Source organism: Prevotella melaninogenica ATCC 25845, assembly GCF_000144405.1.
Taxonomy (GTDB): domain Bacteria; phylum Bacteroidota; class Bacteroidia; order Bacteroidales; family Bacteroidaceae; genus Prevotella; species Prevotella melaninogenica.
In genome coordinates this window covers 862646-880192 of sequence record NC_014370.1, presented here as the reverse complement: position 1 = coordinate 880192, position 17547 = coordinate 862646, and the positions used below count along the sequence as shown (strand labels likewise).

15 protein-coding genes and 1 tRNA gene are annotated in these 17547 nt (G+C 40.2%); 3 read left to right on the top strand and 13 right to left on the bottom strand.

The window, feature by feature from the left end; translation table 11 throughout:
- Positions 1-61: 61 nt before the first annotated feature.
- From HMPREF0659_RS03440 to dnaN, 11 genes are all read right to left on the bottom strand, one after another.
- A complete protein-coding gene (locus tag HMPREF0659_RS03440; protein ID WP_044045851.1) occupies positions 62-1624 on the bottom strand; it encodes a relaxase/mobilization nuclease domain-containing protein in 1563 nt (520 codons plus the stop codon).
- Between the two features lie 68 nt (positions 1625-1692).
- Positions 1693-2073, bottom strand: a complete 381-nt coding sequence (locus tag HMPREF0659_RS03435) for a hypothetical protein (protein WP_013264229.1) — start codon at positions 2071-2073, stop codon at positions 1693-1695.
- A 369-nt stretch (positions 2074-2442) separates the two neighbouring features.
- The gene (locus HMPREF0659_RS12715) at positions 2443-2652 is read right to left on the bottom strand and encodes a hypothetical protein (RefSeq protein WP_167310032.1); all 210 of its coding nucleotides are present in this window, start codon (positions 2650-2652) and stop codon (positions 2443-2445) included.
- A gap of 50 nt (positions 2653-2702) precedes the next feature.
- Positions 2703-3830: a site-specific integrase gene (locus tag HMPREF0659_RS03430; RefSeq protein ID WP_013264067.1), complete on the bottom strand. Its 1128-nt coding sequence runs from the start codon at positions 3828-3830 to the stop codon at positions 2703-2705.
- A gap of 245 nt (positions 3831-4075) precedes the next feature.
- A tRNA-Arg gene (locus HMPREF0659_RS03425) sits at positions 4076-4150 on the bottom strand.
- An 88-nt stretch (positions 4151-4238) separates the two neighbouring features.
- Positions 4239-5921, bottom strand: coding sequence for a tetratricopeptide repeat protein (locus HMPREF0659_RS03420; RefSeq protein WP_044045850.1), 1683 nt, complete (start codon positions 5919-5921; stop codon positions 4239-4241).
- 23 nt (positions 5922-5944) lie between these two features.
- On the bottom strand, positions 5945-7615 hold the full coding sequence (gene recN, locus HMPREF0659_RS03415; protein WP_013263838.1) for a DNA repair protein RecN: 1671 nt from the start codon (positions 7613-7615) through the stop codon (positions 5945-5947).
- 63 nt (positions 7616-7678) lie between these two features.
- Complete coding sequence (gene porD, locus HMPREF0659_RS03410) at positions 7679-8605, bottom strand: type IX secretion system protein PorD (protein ID WP_052299126.1); 927 nt, start codon at positions 8603-8605, stop codon at positions 7679-7681.
- Complete coding sequence (gene coaBC / locus HMPREF0659_RS03405; RefSeq protein WP_013264026.1) at positions 8541-9752, bottom strand: bifunctional phosphopantothenoylcysteine decarboxylase/phosphopantothenate--cysteine ligase CoaBC; 1212 nt, start codon at positions 9750-9752, stop codon at positions 8541-8543. Before coaBC ends, porD begins: the two co-directional genes overlap by 65 nt.
- A 4-nt stretch (positions 9753-9756) precedes the next feature.
- Positions 9757-10611 (bottom strand): 3'-5' exonuclease, encoded by an 855-nt coding sequence (locus HMPREF0659_RS03400; RefSeq protein WP_013264770.1) that lies wholly within the window; start codon positions 10609-10611, stop codon positions 9757-9759.
- 95 nt (positions 10612-10706) lie between these two features.
- Positions 10707-11831, bottom strand: coding sequence for a DNA polymerase III subunit beta (gene dnaN / locus HMPREF0659_RS03395; RefSeq protein WP_013264888.1), 1125 nt, complete (start codon positions 11829-11831; stop codon positions 10707-10709).
- Positions 11832-12043: 212 nt separating this feature from the next.
- On the opposite strand from dnaN, the gene HMPREF0659_RS03390 reads away from it, so the two are divergent.
- The 3 genes from HMPREF0659_RS03390 to HMPREF0659_RS12965 all read left to right on the top strand — a co-directional run bounded on the left by HMPREF0659_RS03390 (position 12044) and on the right by HMPREF0659_RS12965 (position 14015).
- A complete protein-coding gene (locus tag HMPREF0659_RS03390) occupies positions 12044-12445 on the top strand; it encodes a DUF3127 domain-containing protein (RefSeq protein ID WP_013264502.1) in 402 nt (133 codons plus the stop codon).
- A gap of 389 nt (positions 12446-12834) precedes the next feature.
- The gene (locus tag HMPREF0659_RS03385; RefSeq protein ID WP_013264557.1) at positions 12835-13788 is read left to right on the top strand and encodes a hypothetical protein; all 954 of its coding nucleotides are present in this window, start codon (positions 12835-12837) and stop codon (positions 13786-13788) included.
- Between the two features lie 104 nt (positions 13789-13892).
- On the top strand, positions 13893-14015 hold the full coding sequence (locus HMPREF0659_RS12965) for a hypothetical protein (RefSeq protein WP_013265029.1): 123 nt from the start codon (positions 13893-13895) through the stop codon (positions 14013-14015).
- Between the two features lie 569 nt (positions 14016-14584).
- On the opposite strand, the gene HMPREF0659_RS03375 is transcribed toward HMPREF0659_RS12965, so the two are convergent.
- Both HMPREF0659_RS03375 and HMPREF0659_RS03370 read right to left on the bottom strand, forming a co-directional pair.
- On the bottom strand, positions 14585-16021 hold the full coding sequence (locus HMPREF0659_RS03375) for an NADH-quinone oxidoreductase subunit N (RefSeq protein ID WP_013264406.1): 1437 nt from the start codon (positions 16019-16021) through the stop codon (positions 14585-14587).
- Positions 16022-16033: 12 nt separating this feature from the next.
- Positions 16034-17545 (bottom strand): complex I subunit 4 family protein, encoded by a 1512-nt coding sequence (locus HMPREF0659_RS03370; protein WP_013264465.1) that lies wholly within the window; start codon positions 17543-17545, stop codon positions 16034-16036.
- Positions 17546-17547: the final 2 nt, after the last annotated feature.

The window sequence follows — 17547 nt, the reverse complement described above, 5'->3', positions numbered from 1 at the left end:
GATGAAAGAGTAGCACCGTAATCGGGTTTAGCAAATCATCTTTGTTGGCTCTTTTTGTATCTTATCTCTTCAGTTTCCACTCGCCGTCCACCTCATAGCCACCATTGCTGCCCACTTCCCATTCGGCATTACGGTCGGAAACCGATGTCTGATGCGAAAGGACGTTACCCAGAATATTATTAGAATGGCGGGAACTTTGGGCCGGCATAGGTTGGAGTTCTTGCAGAGTTGGGAGCAAGGACTTGAAGGCGATACCCTCAGAAGCTAAATTGAAGATGCACCTGTGTGTGAAATCGACACAATAATATTGGTCACCTTGTCTGAAAATGGCGAGATGATTTTCTTTTAATGCTGCCCTCAAGTATTGCTTCTCAGTTGATGCTGCCAGATTGTTCAGCTTTTCTACAGCAAAGCCATTATTGGGCTTGCTGTGTGGCTCTATATAAATAAGGTGGGGATTCTCAATCTTCCAGATATGGCAGAGAATGTCACGCTCGGTCTCGTTGGTAGGGAAAAATGCCTGGACACGGCGCAGCATGAAGTTGAACTTCAATATCTTTTGCACGTTATCGCTCAGGGCAATCTCCCCGCCACCAAGTAGTTTGAAACGACCCTTGGCAATGCGAGTGCCGTATTGTCGCCACAACATTCTGTTAAGTTCGTAGGCAATCATTCGGGGATTATCCTCCAGCATGGCATCCACATAGAGTTCCACCTTGTTAATACGTTCTTCCTCACTCATGAAGTGTTGTAGCTGCTTGATGGAGAGTACTGTGCCACCTTTATACACTGCCTGTTTATGATGATCCACTATCATGTAACCGTATGGCTTGTCCTTTGAGCCAAAGAAGATGAGCGACACGCCAAACTTCTTTTGCAGGATGTCTGCCAACTCACTTCGACAGGAAACCATGTTGCGATACTTCTTCATAATGGCTCCCAGCTGTCTACGGCGTTTGTAGGTCTCTTTTTCATCAATGAGGACGAATCTTGATGTCAAATCTTGCATTCCGATTTTATTTCGTACCCGCCCACCACGTGCAATTTCGAGATTGCCTTCACGCTCGAAACACTCATAGCCCGATGCCTCCAAGATGGTTTTGAATTGGGTGAGGGAGTTGAACTTGTAACCAAGGGCTTCCTTCAATAACAAGTCTGCACGCAACTCCTCATCTTCGCCGACGATCTTGTTGATAACCTCCTGCGATCGGATGCGCTCATGGTTATGGTCTATCTTCTGCCCGTTGGGATTCACCCGACTGGTGATGATGTGCAGGTGATTATTGTCGGTGTCATTGTGCGCATAGATAAGAAGCGGTTGCCCTTCATCATCATAGCCCATTTCATGAAGATACTGGTGGGCAATATCCAGAAGCTGCTCCTGGGAATATTCATGTCCTCGGCAGGAGATGGCAACATGGAACTGCGCCTTGCGGATATGCTCGTTTTTTGCCGAATAGTCAATCAGGTATTGTTGCAGCTGTTCGGGAGTATAGCTATCAGCGGCTCCCACATAACCGAAGTTCTTCATTTCAAGAAGCACAGCCTGGCCTTTGGCAACTTTTCGCTCGTTGTACTCAACGGCATGGAATGTCGTGCTGGAGGGTAATATGGTTGCTATCATCGTTTTCTTGTGTGTTCGTGAAAAGATGTGATTGATAAATCGGTATTTACCGATTACGGCTTTTCGCTTTATCGTGTTAATCGTTTGGCTATCTGATGCTGTTCCTGTCTTATCGCTGTTAAGAGCTTTTGTAGCTCCATGATTTGAGGATAAAGCACTTTCTCAAAATAGGGAAGTGTCAGCTCATTGGCTATCGCCAGTTCGTTGGCTCGCTTGACCACCTGATTGAAGTTACCGCCCATCCATGCCAAGTCCTGGTGATACTTCTTATAGAAGGTCATCATTTCGTTGAGCGTGGCGATTTTACGTTTTGTGCCAACATCGTCAAACTGCTTGATAGCATCCCAAATCATGCTACTTACCGTTTTGTAGTTAGTAGCCTTCTGTTTAATCAGCTCGGCATCCTGTGCAGAAATCCTTATCCAGAGTCTTTTCGTTTTCCGTTCCATATTCTTCTGTTTATATTCTGAGTTGCGAAGAATAATCCCCAACTTGACAGAGTTGGCAAGTTACTTTTGTCCGCACAAAAGTACAACTTGCTACCCAAACTCCGTAAGGGAAATGTAGTCTCGCCACCTGCTTGTCTGACATAAAGTTAGCAAGAAATGATGGACTGTGGTGTTCTTCGATAACTGATTCAAGAAAAATGTTATCGTGAAATCGGGATAATGAAAACCCGATTTAGCGATATAAGGAAAAACCGAAGTTACGAGTCCGTTTCTTCGAGAAAAGACGAAGAAATGAAGCCGTGAGATAGTGATATTACGAGAAAATGTAGTCATAAAATACTTGCTGATTGTCAATGCTTAGATGCTCTATTATTTGCTTTTCTCGGATATTTTTCGTATCTTTGGTATAGCTAATAATGTTTTAAGATGCAAGTATTTCTCTTCGTATATATCCTGTTCAGAGCCATCTTCCAGCTGATAGGTTGGGTGATTCAAGGCTTTCTGTATGTTTTGTGGATGCTCTTTGGCGGCATCGCTTACCTGGTGAATTATCTGATAGAACGCAAAACATAAAGCCATGCCTCGAAGGGGAGGTATGGCTCTATGTGGGTGTGAGATTTATTCATCATTCATCTGATTGCCTTCTGGAGGTTTACCGCATGTCGCTCGATGGTCGATTTCAGCACCTTCGCATAAATCTGCGTGGTCCGGATGTTCTGATGCCCCAACATGCGTGCGACGTTCTCTATGGGCACGTCGTGGGCAAGAGCCAGCGTCGCAAACGAGTGCCGGGCAATGTGGAAGGTCAGGTTCTTGTTGAGTTTCATGGCTGCCTGGATGAGATGCAGGTAGTCGTTTGCCTTTTGATTGGATATTCTCGGCAACTTGAAATCATACTTTTTGAGCACCTCCATTGCCGGTTTGAGAATGGGAGTGAAGAATTTAGAGCCAGTCTTTAATCTGCTTCCATCAATATAATACAATGTTCCCTGCAGTTCCGTCATCGTATCAAAGCTAAATGATTGAACATCACAATATGCCAAACCAGTATAGGCGGCGAACACAAACAAATCTCTGACCTTATCCAGTTTCCCCTCCAGTTTTATTGTTCGGAGTTTTTTCAATTCTGTTTCAGAAAGCGGCTCACGTTCTTTACATTTGCCTCGCTTAAATTTAGCCAAGTCGTAAGGATCAACGTCTATAACATTTTCTGTAGCAAGCCTCTTTGTATAGATACGAAAATTCTTGTGATAGTTATTGATTGAAACATCAGAGCGGGTGCCATCTCTAAGCCATTGGTCAAAGGCTACCAAATTTTCCCGCGTTAAGTCCTTTGTGGTTTTTATCTGACCAAAACGCCTGATAGCTTCCAATGTGCAAATCTTGTGTTTGCGTGTACCCTCACGTATGTTTTCTTGCTTAATGGATTGTTCCATATACAGCAAGAAATTTACCGAGCCTTTACTTTTGGCAAATGGATTGTCTTCTGTTTCGTAATAATAGGAGTCAAACTTCTCAACGGATAATTTATCGTCAAGAACACTCATTGCAGCCAGTATCTGCTCACATCTTTTCTTGATAGCAAGTACCTTGGAAGAACTTACAAAATTTTCCAGTTCATCAGGGGCTACATCACCAAGAGAAATATATTTCCTCTCAGTCCTGCTGATATAGACTCGTACTTCGACTTTCCCTTTGCCACGTTTTGCAGCAACCTTTTTCCAATCATAGATGACCACAACTTCCTGTTTTGCCATATTAACAACATTTTAGTGTGGATGGAGAAGATTGTGGAAAGTGGTAACACATTCTGTATTCTGGTAACACAAATTGGTAACACATTTTATTCCCGAGAGCTCCTTTTTGCTCCCATTACTTCCCATTAGCCACGGGGTTTAACATTAAGCATAAACTCCTCTAAATGTGCTAATTAGGACACAAGTGGCTCATTCTAAACGCAAAAGAGGATTTTGTTTCCAAAATCCTCTTTTTACATGGTTTGTGATTCCGTTGGGGTTCGAACCCAAGACCCACAGCTTAGAAGGCTGTTGCTCTAATCCAACTGAGCTACGGAACCATCATGCGGGTGCAAAGGTACAGATTTAATTCGATTCTACCAAATTCCGTTCCCCCAAATTTCGTGACAATAAACTTATCTGGTAAATTTATTTATACTTCTGCAAGAAAGTATCAGCTTGTGTATTGCCAAGTTCCTTAGCCTTTTGTATATTCTTAAGACCTTCTTCTTTCTGTTTACTTTCGCATTGTGCAATACCAAGAATAAGATGAGCATCAGGCTGAGAGGCGTCAAGTTGAATTGCCTGTTGAGCAGCACTGATAGCAGCATCAACTTTGTTTAGACGTAACAAAAGGCTACCTGCTTCTGTTGGGTATAAGGCTTCCTTAGAATCAAGTTGTGATGCAATGAGAATATCCTGCAAAGCTTGCTGCCACATACGTCCTTTCACCTCGCACTGTTCACGCATATAATAGAAAGCAGCACCAAGACGTCCTTGGTTAAAATATTCATATGTATAATAATCCTGTACAGCCTTTCTATATTCTCCCATCTTCTCTAATTGCTGACCACGTGTATAGAAATATGGTGCAGAAGTAGAAACATATGGTGTGTCGCAAAGTTCGATACTCTTATTAAGCAAATCGAGAATCTCCTGATCATTAGCTCCCAAATGCTGACGACTCTGTGCCATCTCTAAGTAAAGTTCTGGATTATTGAACTTAGTCTTTGTCAATGCTTCAAACTCAGTATAAGCTTTTGCATAATCGCCTTTCGCATAGATAATCTGTGCCTGAAGGTGACGATAAGCATCGTTTGCCTTAGTAGTTTCAGCCTTTTTTATCTCATCCAAAGCCTTATCCAATGTCCATCCCACAGACTTTGTCTTTTCAGCAAACTCTTGAATAAGCGCATTACGATAAATAAGACGAGCAAAGTTATAATGTGCTTCATCCTTTGCAGTCACCTTACTAATAGCTGTTTGCATTGTTTTATCCGCATTAGCAAAGTCACCTTTTGCAACTTGTATATTCGCTAAAGCATAATAACCATCATTTGCTTGTGGGAATTTTGTAATAAATTCGTTGACAATAGCTTCGTGTATATTAGTAGGTTTCTCAGAAGAGAGCATCAATGCAACAACAGCCTCCTCTAATGTGTTCGGTAAACCTATTCGAATATTGCTCTGTCGAAGAGTGATATCATTCTGTGAAAGTCCCTTAACAACAAAGTCCTTGGCATAGTTTACATCCGTTGAGCTCTGTGATTCACCAGCAGAATTGAACAAACCGATAACCTGTCCTTTAACATTAAATACAGGAGCACCATTCAACTTGTCAGTAGCTGAAGATTTCAGAATCGTATAATTATACTTATCCATGAATTTTTCAACACTTGAAACATCAGCCTTCTCAGCATTACCACTCTTTGGCATTGGTGTAATCCATGCTTCATCACCTACAGAAACTGTTGTTGCCAAAGGAGCAGCAATAGTCTTACCGCTCACTTGAAACTTGACTATATCATAAATCTCATTGGCACCAAGCAAGCAATCCACCTCGTGTTTCTGTCCTTTAGCATCAATAATAACAGCTTTATCTGCTCCTATAAAGGGCTTCCAAGGGCTTACAGCAACACCATCAGTACTAATACATACACCATTAGATGTTGCCAAAATACTGCCGTCTGCCTTAAAGGTTGTCAATGTAAAAGCTGCATCTGCAGCCTTCTTAATCGCACCAGGTTGAGCAGAAATGTTAGTAGAAACACCCAATATAAGGGCAATGGTCAAAATTAAAGTTTTCAGTTTCATATTCATTATTTCTTTCATTGTATATTTTTAGTAAGGTATTACTATTTCTTCTTACTTAAATCTAATAGTTCTCGAGCATTCTGTAAAGCTGCATCAGAAACATCGGCACCCGAAAGCATCTGTGCTATCTCATTCACACGCTGCTCTTGAGTCAACTCACGCATGTGACTGCGTGTCCCTTCTGCAGTCTCCTCCTTCTCTACTTTATAGTGTGAAGTACCCAAAGCAGCAATCTGTGGAAGGTGTGTGATAGAGATAACTTGACGATTATTATTACCCATTTCTTGCATGATAAGTGCCATCTTCTGAGCAATTTTACCACTAACACCCGTATCAATCTCATCAAAGATAATCGTTGGTAACTTCACGGCACCACTTACCATAGCCTTTAGCGATAACATTACACGAGCAATCTCACCACCAGAAGCCACCTGTGCAACAGGTTCCATAGCCGTACTTGTATTGGCAGAGAAAAGAAATTGAATCTTATCTGCACCGTCTATTGACAAAGGCTTTGGTGACAAATCAACCTTAAACCTAACATTCGAAATACCCAATGGAATAAGTCGGCTACTCATCTGTTCCTCAACAATCTTTGCAGCCTTACGTCTAAGTGTAGTCAACTTCTCTGCTTGCTTTTCACAAGTAGAAAGTTTTGTTTTTACTTCTTGCTCAAGTAATTCCAGTTCTTCATCACTATTGTCAATATTCTTTAGCTGTTCAGCAATGTTGTCACGGATTTCGATGAGTTCTTTCTCTGTGGAAACGTGATACTTCTGTTCAAGTGTATTCAGCAAGTCAAGTTGTTGATTTATACTATCTAAGCGAGAGGGGTCAAAGTCAATATTCTCAACTTCACTACCAATCTCACCTGCAATGTCTTTCAGTTCTATATGTACTGATGACAAACGTTGTACGAGTTCTTGTGCTTTAGGATATACTTTCTCTATATTTCCAAGACTATCCAGACTTTGTCCCAGCTTTCGAAGAACTCCGTTGTCATCATCACTCAACAGATTATCAGCCTCGTAGAAAGCTGTTTTGATATCTTCTGAATGAGAGAGCGTTTCACTTTCTTGCTCAAGTTCTTCTTGTCTGCCCTCAATTAGACCAGCATTGTCCAACTCATTGAACTGAAAACGCATGAATTCTTCATTTTCCTGTGCTTTGAAAATCTGCTCTTTCATATCTGAAAGACGTCTTTCAGCTTCTTTATAGTCTTGATATGCCGAACGATAATTAGCCAGTTCCTTACTATCTTGTGCGATAATATCTACAACATTCAACTGAAAGTCATCCTTCTGTAACAGCAGATTCTGATGCTGTGAATGAATATCTATAAGTTGTTCACCCAATGCACGCATCATTTGTAACGATACAGGTGTATCATTAATGAAGGCACGTGACTTTCCTGTAGCCGTTAGTTCACGGCGAACAATTGTATCTTCAGGTTCAAAATCAATATCTTGTTCTTCGAAAAAGGATTCAAAACCATAGTTAGAAAGGTCAAAATGTGCCTCAATCGTACATTTCTTTTCTCCTTGCTTTATCTGTTTGCTATCAGCCCTATTGCCTAACAGCAAACCAATTGCCCCCAAGATAATACTCTTTCCCGCTCCCGTTTCACCAGTAATAACCGAGAAACCAGAATGAAAAGCAATATCCAATTGATCAATCAACGTGTAGTTTTTAATATATAGATGTTTCAGCATATATTTGTCAATTATAATAATTGAAGTTAAGGCAGAGGACAACTGAGTCCTACAATGAGATTACTATTGTTTTATTTTATCCCATGTAATATTCTGACTGGCATTGATACCAAAGAGAATATCGTAGACCAATTCTTTTTCTTTTTGTGTTCCTTTGCCTTTATATATATTAGCCAACTCGTCCTTCTTGTAGTCTGTCCAGATTTGTGGTAACATACTTATTGGACGATTCTCATGTGCTTTCTTTAATCCATTCTCCAAGGCTGACGTGATATTTGTACGACCACGTTCGGCATTATTAGCCATTTCATCCAAACCTGTTCGGTAATAGTCGTACTGCAATTGGCGGAAAGGTTTCATCGCACCATCAAGATAATCGTTGATAATAGCAAAGCGGTTGCGTGAATTATCAAAAGCTTTCCATCCCGTAAAGTTAAGATTCTGTGCATTATTTGTCAAAACCATGCAGCGTTGTAGGATATCTTCACCACCCATAGGAGAGAAAGAGTCTAAATCTAAACCTATGATAAGATAAGCATAATAAGCTATCAGAGCCGTCAGTTGATTATCTATATTCTCCTCATTAAACTCAATCTGATCAAATTGAGCAAAGGTGAAGTTAAAGTCACCATCTTGATTATTATAGAGGGTGGAACTATAAGCAGCATTATAAACAGGGCGGTTTGCTTGAATCAAAGCAGAACAAGTAAAGAGGTTGCTACCTAGGTCATACTTGCTAACTGTAATATTAAAGTTACAGTTTATACGTTCATTCCTTTGAAACTGATAATGAGTCCATTGGCGTGTGTTAATAAACTGTTCTAAAGTCTGTTGTAAATTCTCAAAGACAGAAGCATCTGTACCCTGAATCTGATTATGATTCACGGTTACCTTTGCATTTAGCTCTTGCGCAGATAATTCTCCATTAGAGAATAGAAACAAGCTCGTCAATAATATCACGAGCCACTTCTGTCTTTGGTTTCTTAGCATAACTCTTCTTACCTTCTTTGTTGATAATCGTTATTTGGTTATCATCTGCTTGGAAAGTCGTACCAGGAATTCTCGTTGAGTTCAAAACAATGAAGTCAGCATTTTTCTTTTCCAACTTTCTTTGGGCATTGCTTTCTTCTTCATTTGTTTCTAATGCAAAAGCAACGATGCGTTGTCCTTCTCCTTTCATACTGCCGATAGTTGCAGCAATATCCAGTGTTGGCTTCAGTTTTAAGAGTAGTTCATCACCCACTCGCTTAATCTTTTGCTCAGCAATCGTCTCTGGACGGAAGTCTGCAACAGCTGCACACAGTATTGCTGCATCACAATTAGGGAACTCCCCTACTGCAGCTTCATACATCTCCTTACAGCTTTCAACATCGACTCTCTGAATACTTTCTGTACAAGTAAGGCTCACTGGACCAGCAACAAGCACAACCTTTGCACCACGTCGACTGCACTCTTCTGCCAAAGCAAACCCCATTTTACCAGATGAATAGTTTCCTATAAAACGTACTGGGTCAATCTTTTCGTATGTAGGACCAGCTGTTATAAGAATCTTTTTATCTTTTAAATCTTCTGTATAAGATGGCGACTCCGATGAAGTAGAGAAGAAATCCGCCAAAGCCTTAACAATATTCTCTGGTTCTTCCATTCTTCCTTTCCCTTCAAGACCACTGGCAAGAAAACCACTACCTGGCTCAATAATATGATTCCCGAAGCTACGTAACGTCTCAATATTCTTCTGCGTTGATGGGTGCTTATACATATCTAAGTCCATTGCAGGCGCAATGAAGACAGGTGCTTTCATTGAAAGATAAGTAGTAATAAGCATATTGTCAGCTACTCCATTTGCCATCTTACCCAACGTAGCAGCTGTACAAGGAGCAATAACCATTGCATCCGCCCATAGTCCAAGGTCTACATGAGAGTTCCACGTACCATCCTTCTGTGAGAAAAACTCACTTACAACTGGTTTATGTGTTAATGCGGACAGTGTTATAGGAGTAATAAACTCCTTACCAGCAGGCGTAATAACCACCTGCACTTCTGCCCCACTCTTTATCAGCTCACGAATAATAAGACAACTCTTATATGCTGCAATAGAGCCTGTTATACCTAAAACTATTTTCTTTCCTTTCAGCATTACCTTACTTATTATTAAACTCTCTCAGGCGAATACGTGTCAAGACCTGCTTTGTATTATAAGTAAAATCACTTGCAAGCATCCAACTGTAATAACCTGGATCTTTACGCAGAACCTCTGCTACATCCCAACCTTTATACTTACCAAAGTTGAATACTTCATGACGGCGTGGCTTTCCTGTAGCATCCAACAATTGGTTACCATCCTTATCAGTCATGTCACACCATATTATACGACCAGCGAAGTCTACAAAGTCATTCATACGAGAGAACTCTGCAAGTTCATCCATGTCGTTATTCAACACACGATCCTCTTCTTCCTGATTGCCGGGAGCATACATATCAAGTTCACCCTGTAGCACACACCATGTAGCTTCAGTATCCTGATCCGCCTTATGTGCTTCAAAGTCGTCCTCCATCTTCCTACCACAGTAGAACTTATAGGCAGCAGCAAGATTACGACGCTCCATCTTATGATAGATATTCTGTGCATCAATCAGACGACACTTTGAGAAATCAAAGTCAACACCTGCACGCAGAAACTCTTCTGCCAACATTGGCACATCAAAACGATTAGAATTATATCCAGCAAAGTCACAACCAGCAAACTTATCTGATAAATCCTTAGCCTTCTGCTTGAAGGTTGGCGCATCAGCCACATCAGCATCAGAAATACCGGTCAATAGCGTTACTTCTGCAGGTATTGGCTTTTCAGGATTAATAAATATATTTTCTCTTTCTTCCTTTCCATCAGGATGAACCTTGATAAAAGAAATCTGGATAATACGGTCGTTTACAAGGTCAAGCCCTGTCGTTTCTAAGTCGAAAACTATCAAAGGCTTTGTCAAATTCAGTTTCATACGTCTGTGTATAACCCTATATATAATCATAAAGGAGAATGGCTATATAGAAGATACACAGCCATCCTCCCGATAAAATCTATCTCACTTGTTTCTTAATCGTTCAACAACATCGGCATAATCAGCATGAGAATATCCTCATTCTCTGGCTGAGTACCTGGCACGATTACACCAGCACGTGATGGATCAGCCAACTGAATGACAACATCATCACTCTCAAGGTTGTTCAATATGTCAAGCATGCTTGAGCCCTTGAAGCCAATGCTCATAGGATTGCCACCATACTCACAAGTAACACTCTCCTTAGCACTTGTTGCAAAATCGATATCTTCTGCATTCAACTCTAACAAACCTACTGATACATGGAAACGAATCAACTGTGAAGAATCACTTGCAAAAGGTAATACACGACGCAAAGCACCAATCAATGACTTACGATCAATCGTAACCTGATTAGGATTATCCTGTGGGATTACACTGTTATAATTAGGATATTTACCTTCAATCAAACGACATGCGAGGTTGCCTTCAGCAAAAGAAATCTCTGCAGAACGCTCATCGAAACGAATGATAACATCGCCACCATCCTTTGAAAGAACATTCTTCAACAACGAAGCTGGCTTCTTAGGAAGGACAAATGATGCAGGAGAATCACTCTTAATAGAGAAGATCTTGTTTCTTACAAGCTTATGACCATCGCTGGCAACTATTGCCAACCCATCTTCCTTCAAATCGAAATAAACACCATTCATCACTGGGCGGAGCTCGTCCTGTGCTGTTGCAAAGAGTGAACGTGTCAGACTATCTGATAACTTCTCAGCTTGAAGCGTAATTGTCGTTGCATTATCTGATACAGACTGCGCCTTTGGATACTCATCTGCACCAAGAATCGGGAAGTTATAAGAACCATTCTGATAGGTAACATAAATCTTCATTTCATCCAGATTAACATCCAATGTCAATGGTTGCTCTGGGAGTTCTTTCACAGCATCAAGAATTGTATGATTGTTCACTGCAAAATTGCCCTCGCCTTCACAACTCTCAAGATTCAATGTTCCGCGCATGACATTCTCACTATCTGAAGCAGTAATTATAAGTTGACCATCATGAACTTCAAACAAGAAGCAATCCAAGATAGGAAGAGAATTCTTACTATTAATTACTCGAGAGAGAGTCAACAACCGGCTGCTCAATGCAGTGCTTGAAAGGTTAAATCTCATTAGTATCTTATTTTAGTTAATATTCTGTTACACTTATTATATATCCAGACGGCTGAAACAAGTCCATTACCATCTTTCAACTTCATCGTACAAAAATACAAAAAAGGGACGTGAAAAACAAAAATTAAGTATAAAAGTTTCGCTTTTTAGAACTATTTTAGTAATTTCGCAAACAGAATAAAGTATTAAAATAACCAAAACAAGTAAGATAAATGGATTTACAAGGAAAAGTAATTGCTGTCCTTCCTGCACGTGAAGGAACTTCAGCTCGAGGCCCATGGAAGTCACAAGAGTATGTGATTGAGACACACGACCAGTACCCAAAGAAGATGGTTTTCAATGTTTTTGGTGCTGATAGAATTGAGCAGTTCGCTATTAAGGCTGGTGATGAGCTCAATGTAAGTTTTGACATTGATGCACACGAGTACAACGGCCGTTGGTTTAACAATATTCGTGCATGGAACGTTCAGCGTGTAGACGCTACAGCTGCTATGGCTGGTGCGCCTGTTGCTGCAGCTCCAGTCACTCCTCAGCCAGCTCCTGCTGCCCCACAGGCTACCCCATTCCCTCCTGCACAGCCAGAGGAAAATTCTACAGATGACTTACCATTCTAATAGAATTACACTATTTTCCGATATAGATAAAGGCAGACTCTCTGATTTTGTAGAGTCTGTCTTTATGTTTTAACAGATATTCTTATTCCTAAAAATCTCAGCTTTATACCTTATTATATGGTGATACTATGAGTTGTAAACACAATGTCTATAAAAGCAAAACCTATTATCAAATTTATAGTACTAATACAATATGAAAATAGAACAAAAATCGACACTTAACTTTCTTCATAGTATAGATTTGATAAAGATAGCAAATTTATTATCAATACACTTGACATGAATGTTATTTTTATTTATCTTTGCAGCAGATAATCGATTATCTCATAATTTAATCAACTAAAAACCAAAGAAAATGAAACAAATGGACAAACAAACAAACAAACAAAATGATTCTATACTGTATCATTTTAGTGATAGCTTTAATAGGATGTACAAACATCGAATCAAACCAAGGAGGTGAAGTAGTAAAGGACGAAACCAGAAACTTTTTTAAGGCACTGACTCTCAATGTCCCTGCCATTGCATCAACTCAACTCATTCCAACAGGAAAAACCAGAGCAAGCAATGCCAAAGACTCCATTAATACGAGTAATTATGTAACATTACATGCTGATTTCCCTGAAGATGCAACAGAGATACAGAAAAAATTACTTAAATACGTACGAACGGTACAGGATGTATCAGATTTTCATAGAATAACTGCTGCAGATTTTTCCATAGTACCAAACATGCAAAGTGGAGAAAATGATATTATTGTTTCAACTGTAGAAATCAAAAATGTTTTAAATCCTATGTTGGGCGTAAGTAGGGGATACTTGCTGGAGCAAGATATAACAGAAGAAGAGCTTAATCAAATAATAGCAGAGACAGGAGCAAGCGACGAGGATGTTATTCTTGTTGCAATGATTTTAGGTAGTCAAGACATTCAATGTGCAGAGTTAAAAGTTTCAAAGAATGAAAGACAAACATTTAATTTCTTAGCAACACCATGTTATGCCAAAGACAATTTTGCTAAACAAAGTAATCTAAAGATTATTTTTGACTGTACTTTAGAAGCCATAGGAGCAGACATATTTACAAATGCAGTTGCATTTGCAAAAGCCAAGTGGTCAAAAGTTATTATTAAAAAAATTTTTACGACTGTTGCTAAGAGAGCTTTAGGTCCAGTCGGTGTAGGAATAGCTGTAGCAGAATTTGGATGGTGTATTTACAGGCACAGTAATACAGACTGTTCTTTTTATGCTTCTCCCGAAATGCAAAAACGTATGGAGAAGAATATGATTGAAGAAAAATTGCGTGAATTAGAAAAGCAGCAAGCAGTAACGAAAAGAAAACAGTAAAAGAACTAAGAAATAATATGATAATATTAGCATTTGCACTTTGTGCCGTTTTAGTTTATATAACTGTCAAGAGCGTGTGGGGGTTATTTAAGAACTGGAAAGAAATGGATTTCAAATCTCGTCTTATCAACATTACCCTCTCTATTATATCAGTTGGCGGTTTTGCTTATATTCTTTGGAAGCAAAAAGCCATACAAGATGTGATAGAATTCATAAAGAATATCTAAAAAAGACAAAGAGCACAGCAGATTTTCCAATCCTACTGTGCTCTTTTTTCATTTAACTATTCTATGCTTATCTGAGTAAAATGAGTTGTAGGAATACTACTTGTAAAGATAAATTCAAATCTAAAAAACTATGTGAGCCTCTATTGTGTTCAAATCAAGCACCAATTAACGTTCAATAGGTGCCTAATTGAAGGCGAACTAAGGCTTAATTGAAGTCCGATTAAGCACCTCTTCTTTCACAACTCTGTAACCTTTTAATTACTTGATAGTTACAAGACCATCAGAAACTCCGCTTTTCCAGACTTTCTACACCTGTAATACGATTGTATATGTAAATATTTTTCCAATGAACATAATAATAAAAAAGAAAAATTGGCGTACTTCGTAGTCGTTAATATTACCTGGTATTGTCCATACTTAGACACGTAGTGAAGGTATACTGGCTTTCCTGTTTCGCTTTTATTCTCCTGCTATTTGTTTTTGTTAGGGTTCATCACAAAAGAAAATCGCCCAGAGATTTACCGAAATCTTTGGGCGATTCATATTACTTGTTCAATAATCAGCGGTTATTAAACTGCTGCCGCAATCCACTCATATACAAAGCTGCATACACCAAAGAGGAGAATTCCTGCCATGCAAACAGCCAAAGCGAACTTAGTGTTACAGTCACTCTTGAAGGTTGGCAATGGATTGTCTGTACGAACAATATACATAGCCTTTACAATCTTAAGATAGTAGTAGAGTGAAATAACAGTGTTGAGCAATGCTATGAATACAACTCCGTAAGCCCATGCTCCCATTGTAGTATTGATGTCAGCACCATTAACGCCTGACATGAAGATGAAGAACTTAGAGAACATACCTGCAAACGGAGGAATACCACCGAGTGAGAACATCGCTAAGGTCATCAAGAAGCTCAGACGTGGGTTGGTTTGATAGAAACCATTGTAATCATCAATATTGGTCTTACCGCCATTATTCTGTTCTACAACAGAGATAATTGTGAAGACTGCCATGTTAGCAACAACATAAATCAAAACGTAGTAACTAAGTGCAGCAACTGAATTTGCCCAATTATTACCGATAGCTGCCAACATAATATAACCAGCCTGAGAGATTGAACTGAAAGCCATGAAACGCTTCAATTCACTCTGACGTACGGCAAAGAGGTTGGCAATAGTAATTGAAAGAACAACTACAATCATCAGCAACACGTGCCAATACTCCATCATGCCATCAAAGACATGGAAGAGAATACTCAACAATGTGAAGGCTGCAGCACCCTTTGAGATTACGCTCAAATAACCAGTAACAGTTGTTGGTGCACCTTGATAGGTATCAGCTGTCCAGAAGTGGAATGGAACAAGAGAAATCTTGAAGCCAAGACCACTGAAAAAGAACACAAGACCCATGATTACCAATGGGGTTGCCTGCATCTTTGTAGCGATATCAGCGAAGTAGAGAGTACCAAACTGACCATAGAGGAAGCTGATACCATAGAGCATTACACCGCTTGAGAAGGTTGCTGTCAAGATAAACTTAGCTGCACCCTCTGCAGAGTTCTTGCGATACATATCGAAGGCAACAGTACATGCCAAAGGCACAGATGCCATTTCAAGACCGAGGAAGAACATCAAGAAGTTGCCTGCACTCATCATGGTGAACATACCAAGCAGTGTTGAAACAATGAGCATATAGAACTCAGCTTCTTTACCACTCTTTGCAGCCCAAACACGACTCTGAACAACAACAATAAAGGTACCCATAGAGAGGATTGCCTTCATCACATCAACAGCAGGTGTTGTTTCATACATACCACCGAACAAACTCTGTGTGCCCATAGGATAAAGACACACGAAGGTGTTCAGAAGCAAGAGTACAGAAGCCAGCGGATTGAACCACTTGCGTTCTTCAGTCTTTGCCGTTACAAAGTCAGTAACGAACAAAACAATCAGGATGGCAATAAGACTTGCCTCTGGAATCATCTTAAAGAAATCACTATACATTTCGCCAGTTTATTAAAGATTACCCAAATTTGGTATATATGTGAAGATGTGATCAAAAATAGGATGAACCGCGTCCATAATCATATTCTCAAAGAAGAGTGGGCAGAGACCTAAACCTGCAACGCAGAAGATTAGACAGCCGATAGCGAATCGCTCGTCCCATGTAGCATCATGTAACTCATAGAACTTCTTATTTGGAATTTTCTGGAAGAGAATCTTTCCTACCACACGTAAGATGTAGACAGCTGTAATTACAATTGCTGTACAAGCAATGATTGTTGCTACACGATGGAATGTACCTGCATTCTCAAATGAACCTACGAAGATTGTCATCTCAGCAACGAAGCCTGAGAAGCCTGGCAAACCAAGGTTAGCAAGACCTGCTACTACATAAGATACAGCCAAGAATGGGATAACCTTCATAAGACCACCAAGGTAACGAACATCACGTGTTCCTGCACGGTGATAAATCATACCGATACATGCAAAGAACAAGGCTGTCATCAAACCGTGTGAAAGCATCTGGAGAATAGCACCAGTGATAGCTGTCTGCGTGGTCATAACCAAAGCGAAGAGTACCATACCACAGTGTGAAACTGATGAATAAGCATTGATATACTTCAAGTCGGTCTGTACACAAGCAGAAAGTGCACCATATACTACAGAGATTGTTGTCAACACAAGGAATACTGGTGCCCACATCTCCAATGCATCAGGCATAAGGAACATTGCAATACGCAAACAACCGTAGCCACCGAGCTTCATCAAAACACCAGCGTGGAGCATTGATACAGCTGTAGGCGCTGAAGCGTGACCGTCAGGAGACCATGTGTGGAATGGGAACAATGCACCAAGTACACCAAAACCAATAAACACCAATGGAAAGAAGATGTTCTGAATGTTCTTAGGCATAGCATGCATACGTGCTAACTCCATTACATCCATTGTGGTAGCACCACTAAAGTAGTAGATACCAAGGATACCGAGTACCAAGAGAGCAGAACCACCCATCAACATCAAGGTAAGCTTCATTGCTGAATACTCCTTAGGACCAGTACCCCATACACCGATGAGGAGGTACATTGGAATCAGCGCAACCTCATAGAACATGAACATGGTGAACATATCCGTAGAGATAAAGAAGCCAAATACACCTGAAGACAAGAGTACAAACCAAAGGAAGTATTCTTTCTTCATTGGTTCAAGCTGCCAGCTGGCAAAAGTACCTGTGAAAACAATGATTGCAGAAAGCAGAATCATTACGACAGAGATACCATCTACACCTACCGAGAAGGCAATATTTAGAGGCTTAAACCACATTACGGAGTTTGTCAACAGCATCGCATCATGATTACCTGCGTTGCGCTGCTGAACGAAATAAACAGTCAGCCAGATTGCACCTATCAAAAGTGCCGTAGAGCCGGCTACCATCACACCGCGTACCTGATTATCATTCTTCGCTACCCAAAGGGCGAAAAGCATCAGGACGGGGATAATTACAAATACAGTTAATATCCAACTCATTT

What these genes read in the sequence shown, in the direction of transcription:
- HMPREF0659_RS03440 (WP_044045851.1), bottom strand. Translation starts at nt 1,624, where the DNA reads ATGATAGCAACCATATTACCCTCCAGCACGACATTCCATGCCGTTGAG.
- HMPREF0659_RS03435 (WP_013264229.1), bottom strand. Translation starts at nt 2,073, where the DNA reads ATGGAACGGAAAACGAAAAGACTCTGGATAAGGATTTCTGCACAGGAT.
- HMPREF0659_RS12715 (WP_167310032.1), bottom strand. Translation starts at nt 2,652, where the DNA reads ATGGCTTTATGTTTTGCGTTCTATCAGATAATTCACCAGGTAAGCGAT.
- HMPREF0659_RS03430 (WP_013264067.1), bottom strand. Translation starts at nt 3,830, where the DNA reads ATGGCAAAACAGGAAGTTGTGGTCATCTATGATTGGAAAAAGGTTGCT.
- HMPREF0659_RS03420 (WP_044045850.1), bottom strand. Translation starts at nt 5,921, where the DNA reads ATGAAAGAAATAATGAATATGAAACTGAAAACTTTAATTTTGACCATT.
- recN (WP_013263838.1), bottom strand. Translation starts at nt 7,615, where the DNA reads ATGCTGAAACATCTATATATTAAAAACTACACGTTGATTGATCAATTG.
- porD (WP_052299126.1), bottom strand. Translation starts at nt 8,605, where the DNA reads ATGCTAAGAAACCAAAGACAGAAGTGGCTCGTGATATTATTGACGAGC.
- coaBC (WP_013264026.1), bottom strand. Translation starts at nt 9,752, where the DNA reads ATGCTGAAAGGAAAGAAAATAGTTTTAGGTATAACAGGCTCTATTGCA.
- HMPREF0659_RS03400 (WP_013264770.1), bottom strand. Translation starts at nt 10,611, where the DNA reads ATGAAACTGAATTTGACAAAGCCTTTGATAGTTTTCGACTTAGAAACG.
- dnaN (WP_013264888.1), bottom strand. Translation starts at nt 11,831, where the DNA reads ATGAGATTTAACCTTTCAAGCACTGCATTGAGCAGCCGGTTGTTGACT.
- HMPREF0659_RS03390 (WP_013264502.1), top strand. Translation starts at nt 12,044, where the DNA reads ATGGATTTACAAGGAAAAGTAATTGCTGTCCTTCCTGCACGTGAAGGA.
- HMPREF0659_RS03385 (WP_013264557.1), top strand. Translation starts at nt 12,835, where the DNA reads ATGATTCTATACTGTATCATTTTAGTGATAGCTTTAATAGGATGTACA.
- HMPREF0659_RS12965 (WP_013265029.1), top strand. Translation starts at nt 13,893, where the DNA reads ATGGATTTCAAATCTCGTCTTATCAACATTACCCTCTCTATTATATCA.
- HMPREF0659_RS03375 (WP_013264406.1), bottom strand. Translation starts at nt 16,021, where the DNA reads ATGTATAGTGATTTCTTTAAGATGATTCCAGAGGCAAGTCTTATTGCC.
- HMPREF0659_RS03370 (WP_013264465.1), bottom strand. Translation starts at nt 17,545, where the DNA reads ATGAGTTGGATATTAACTGTATTTGTAATTATCCCCGTCCTGATGCTT.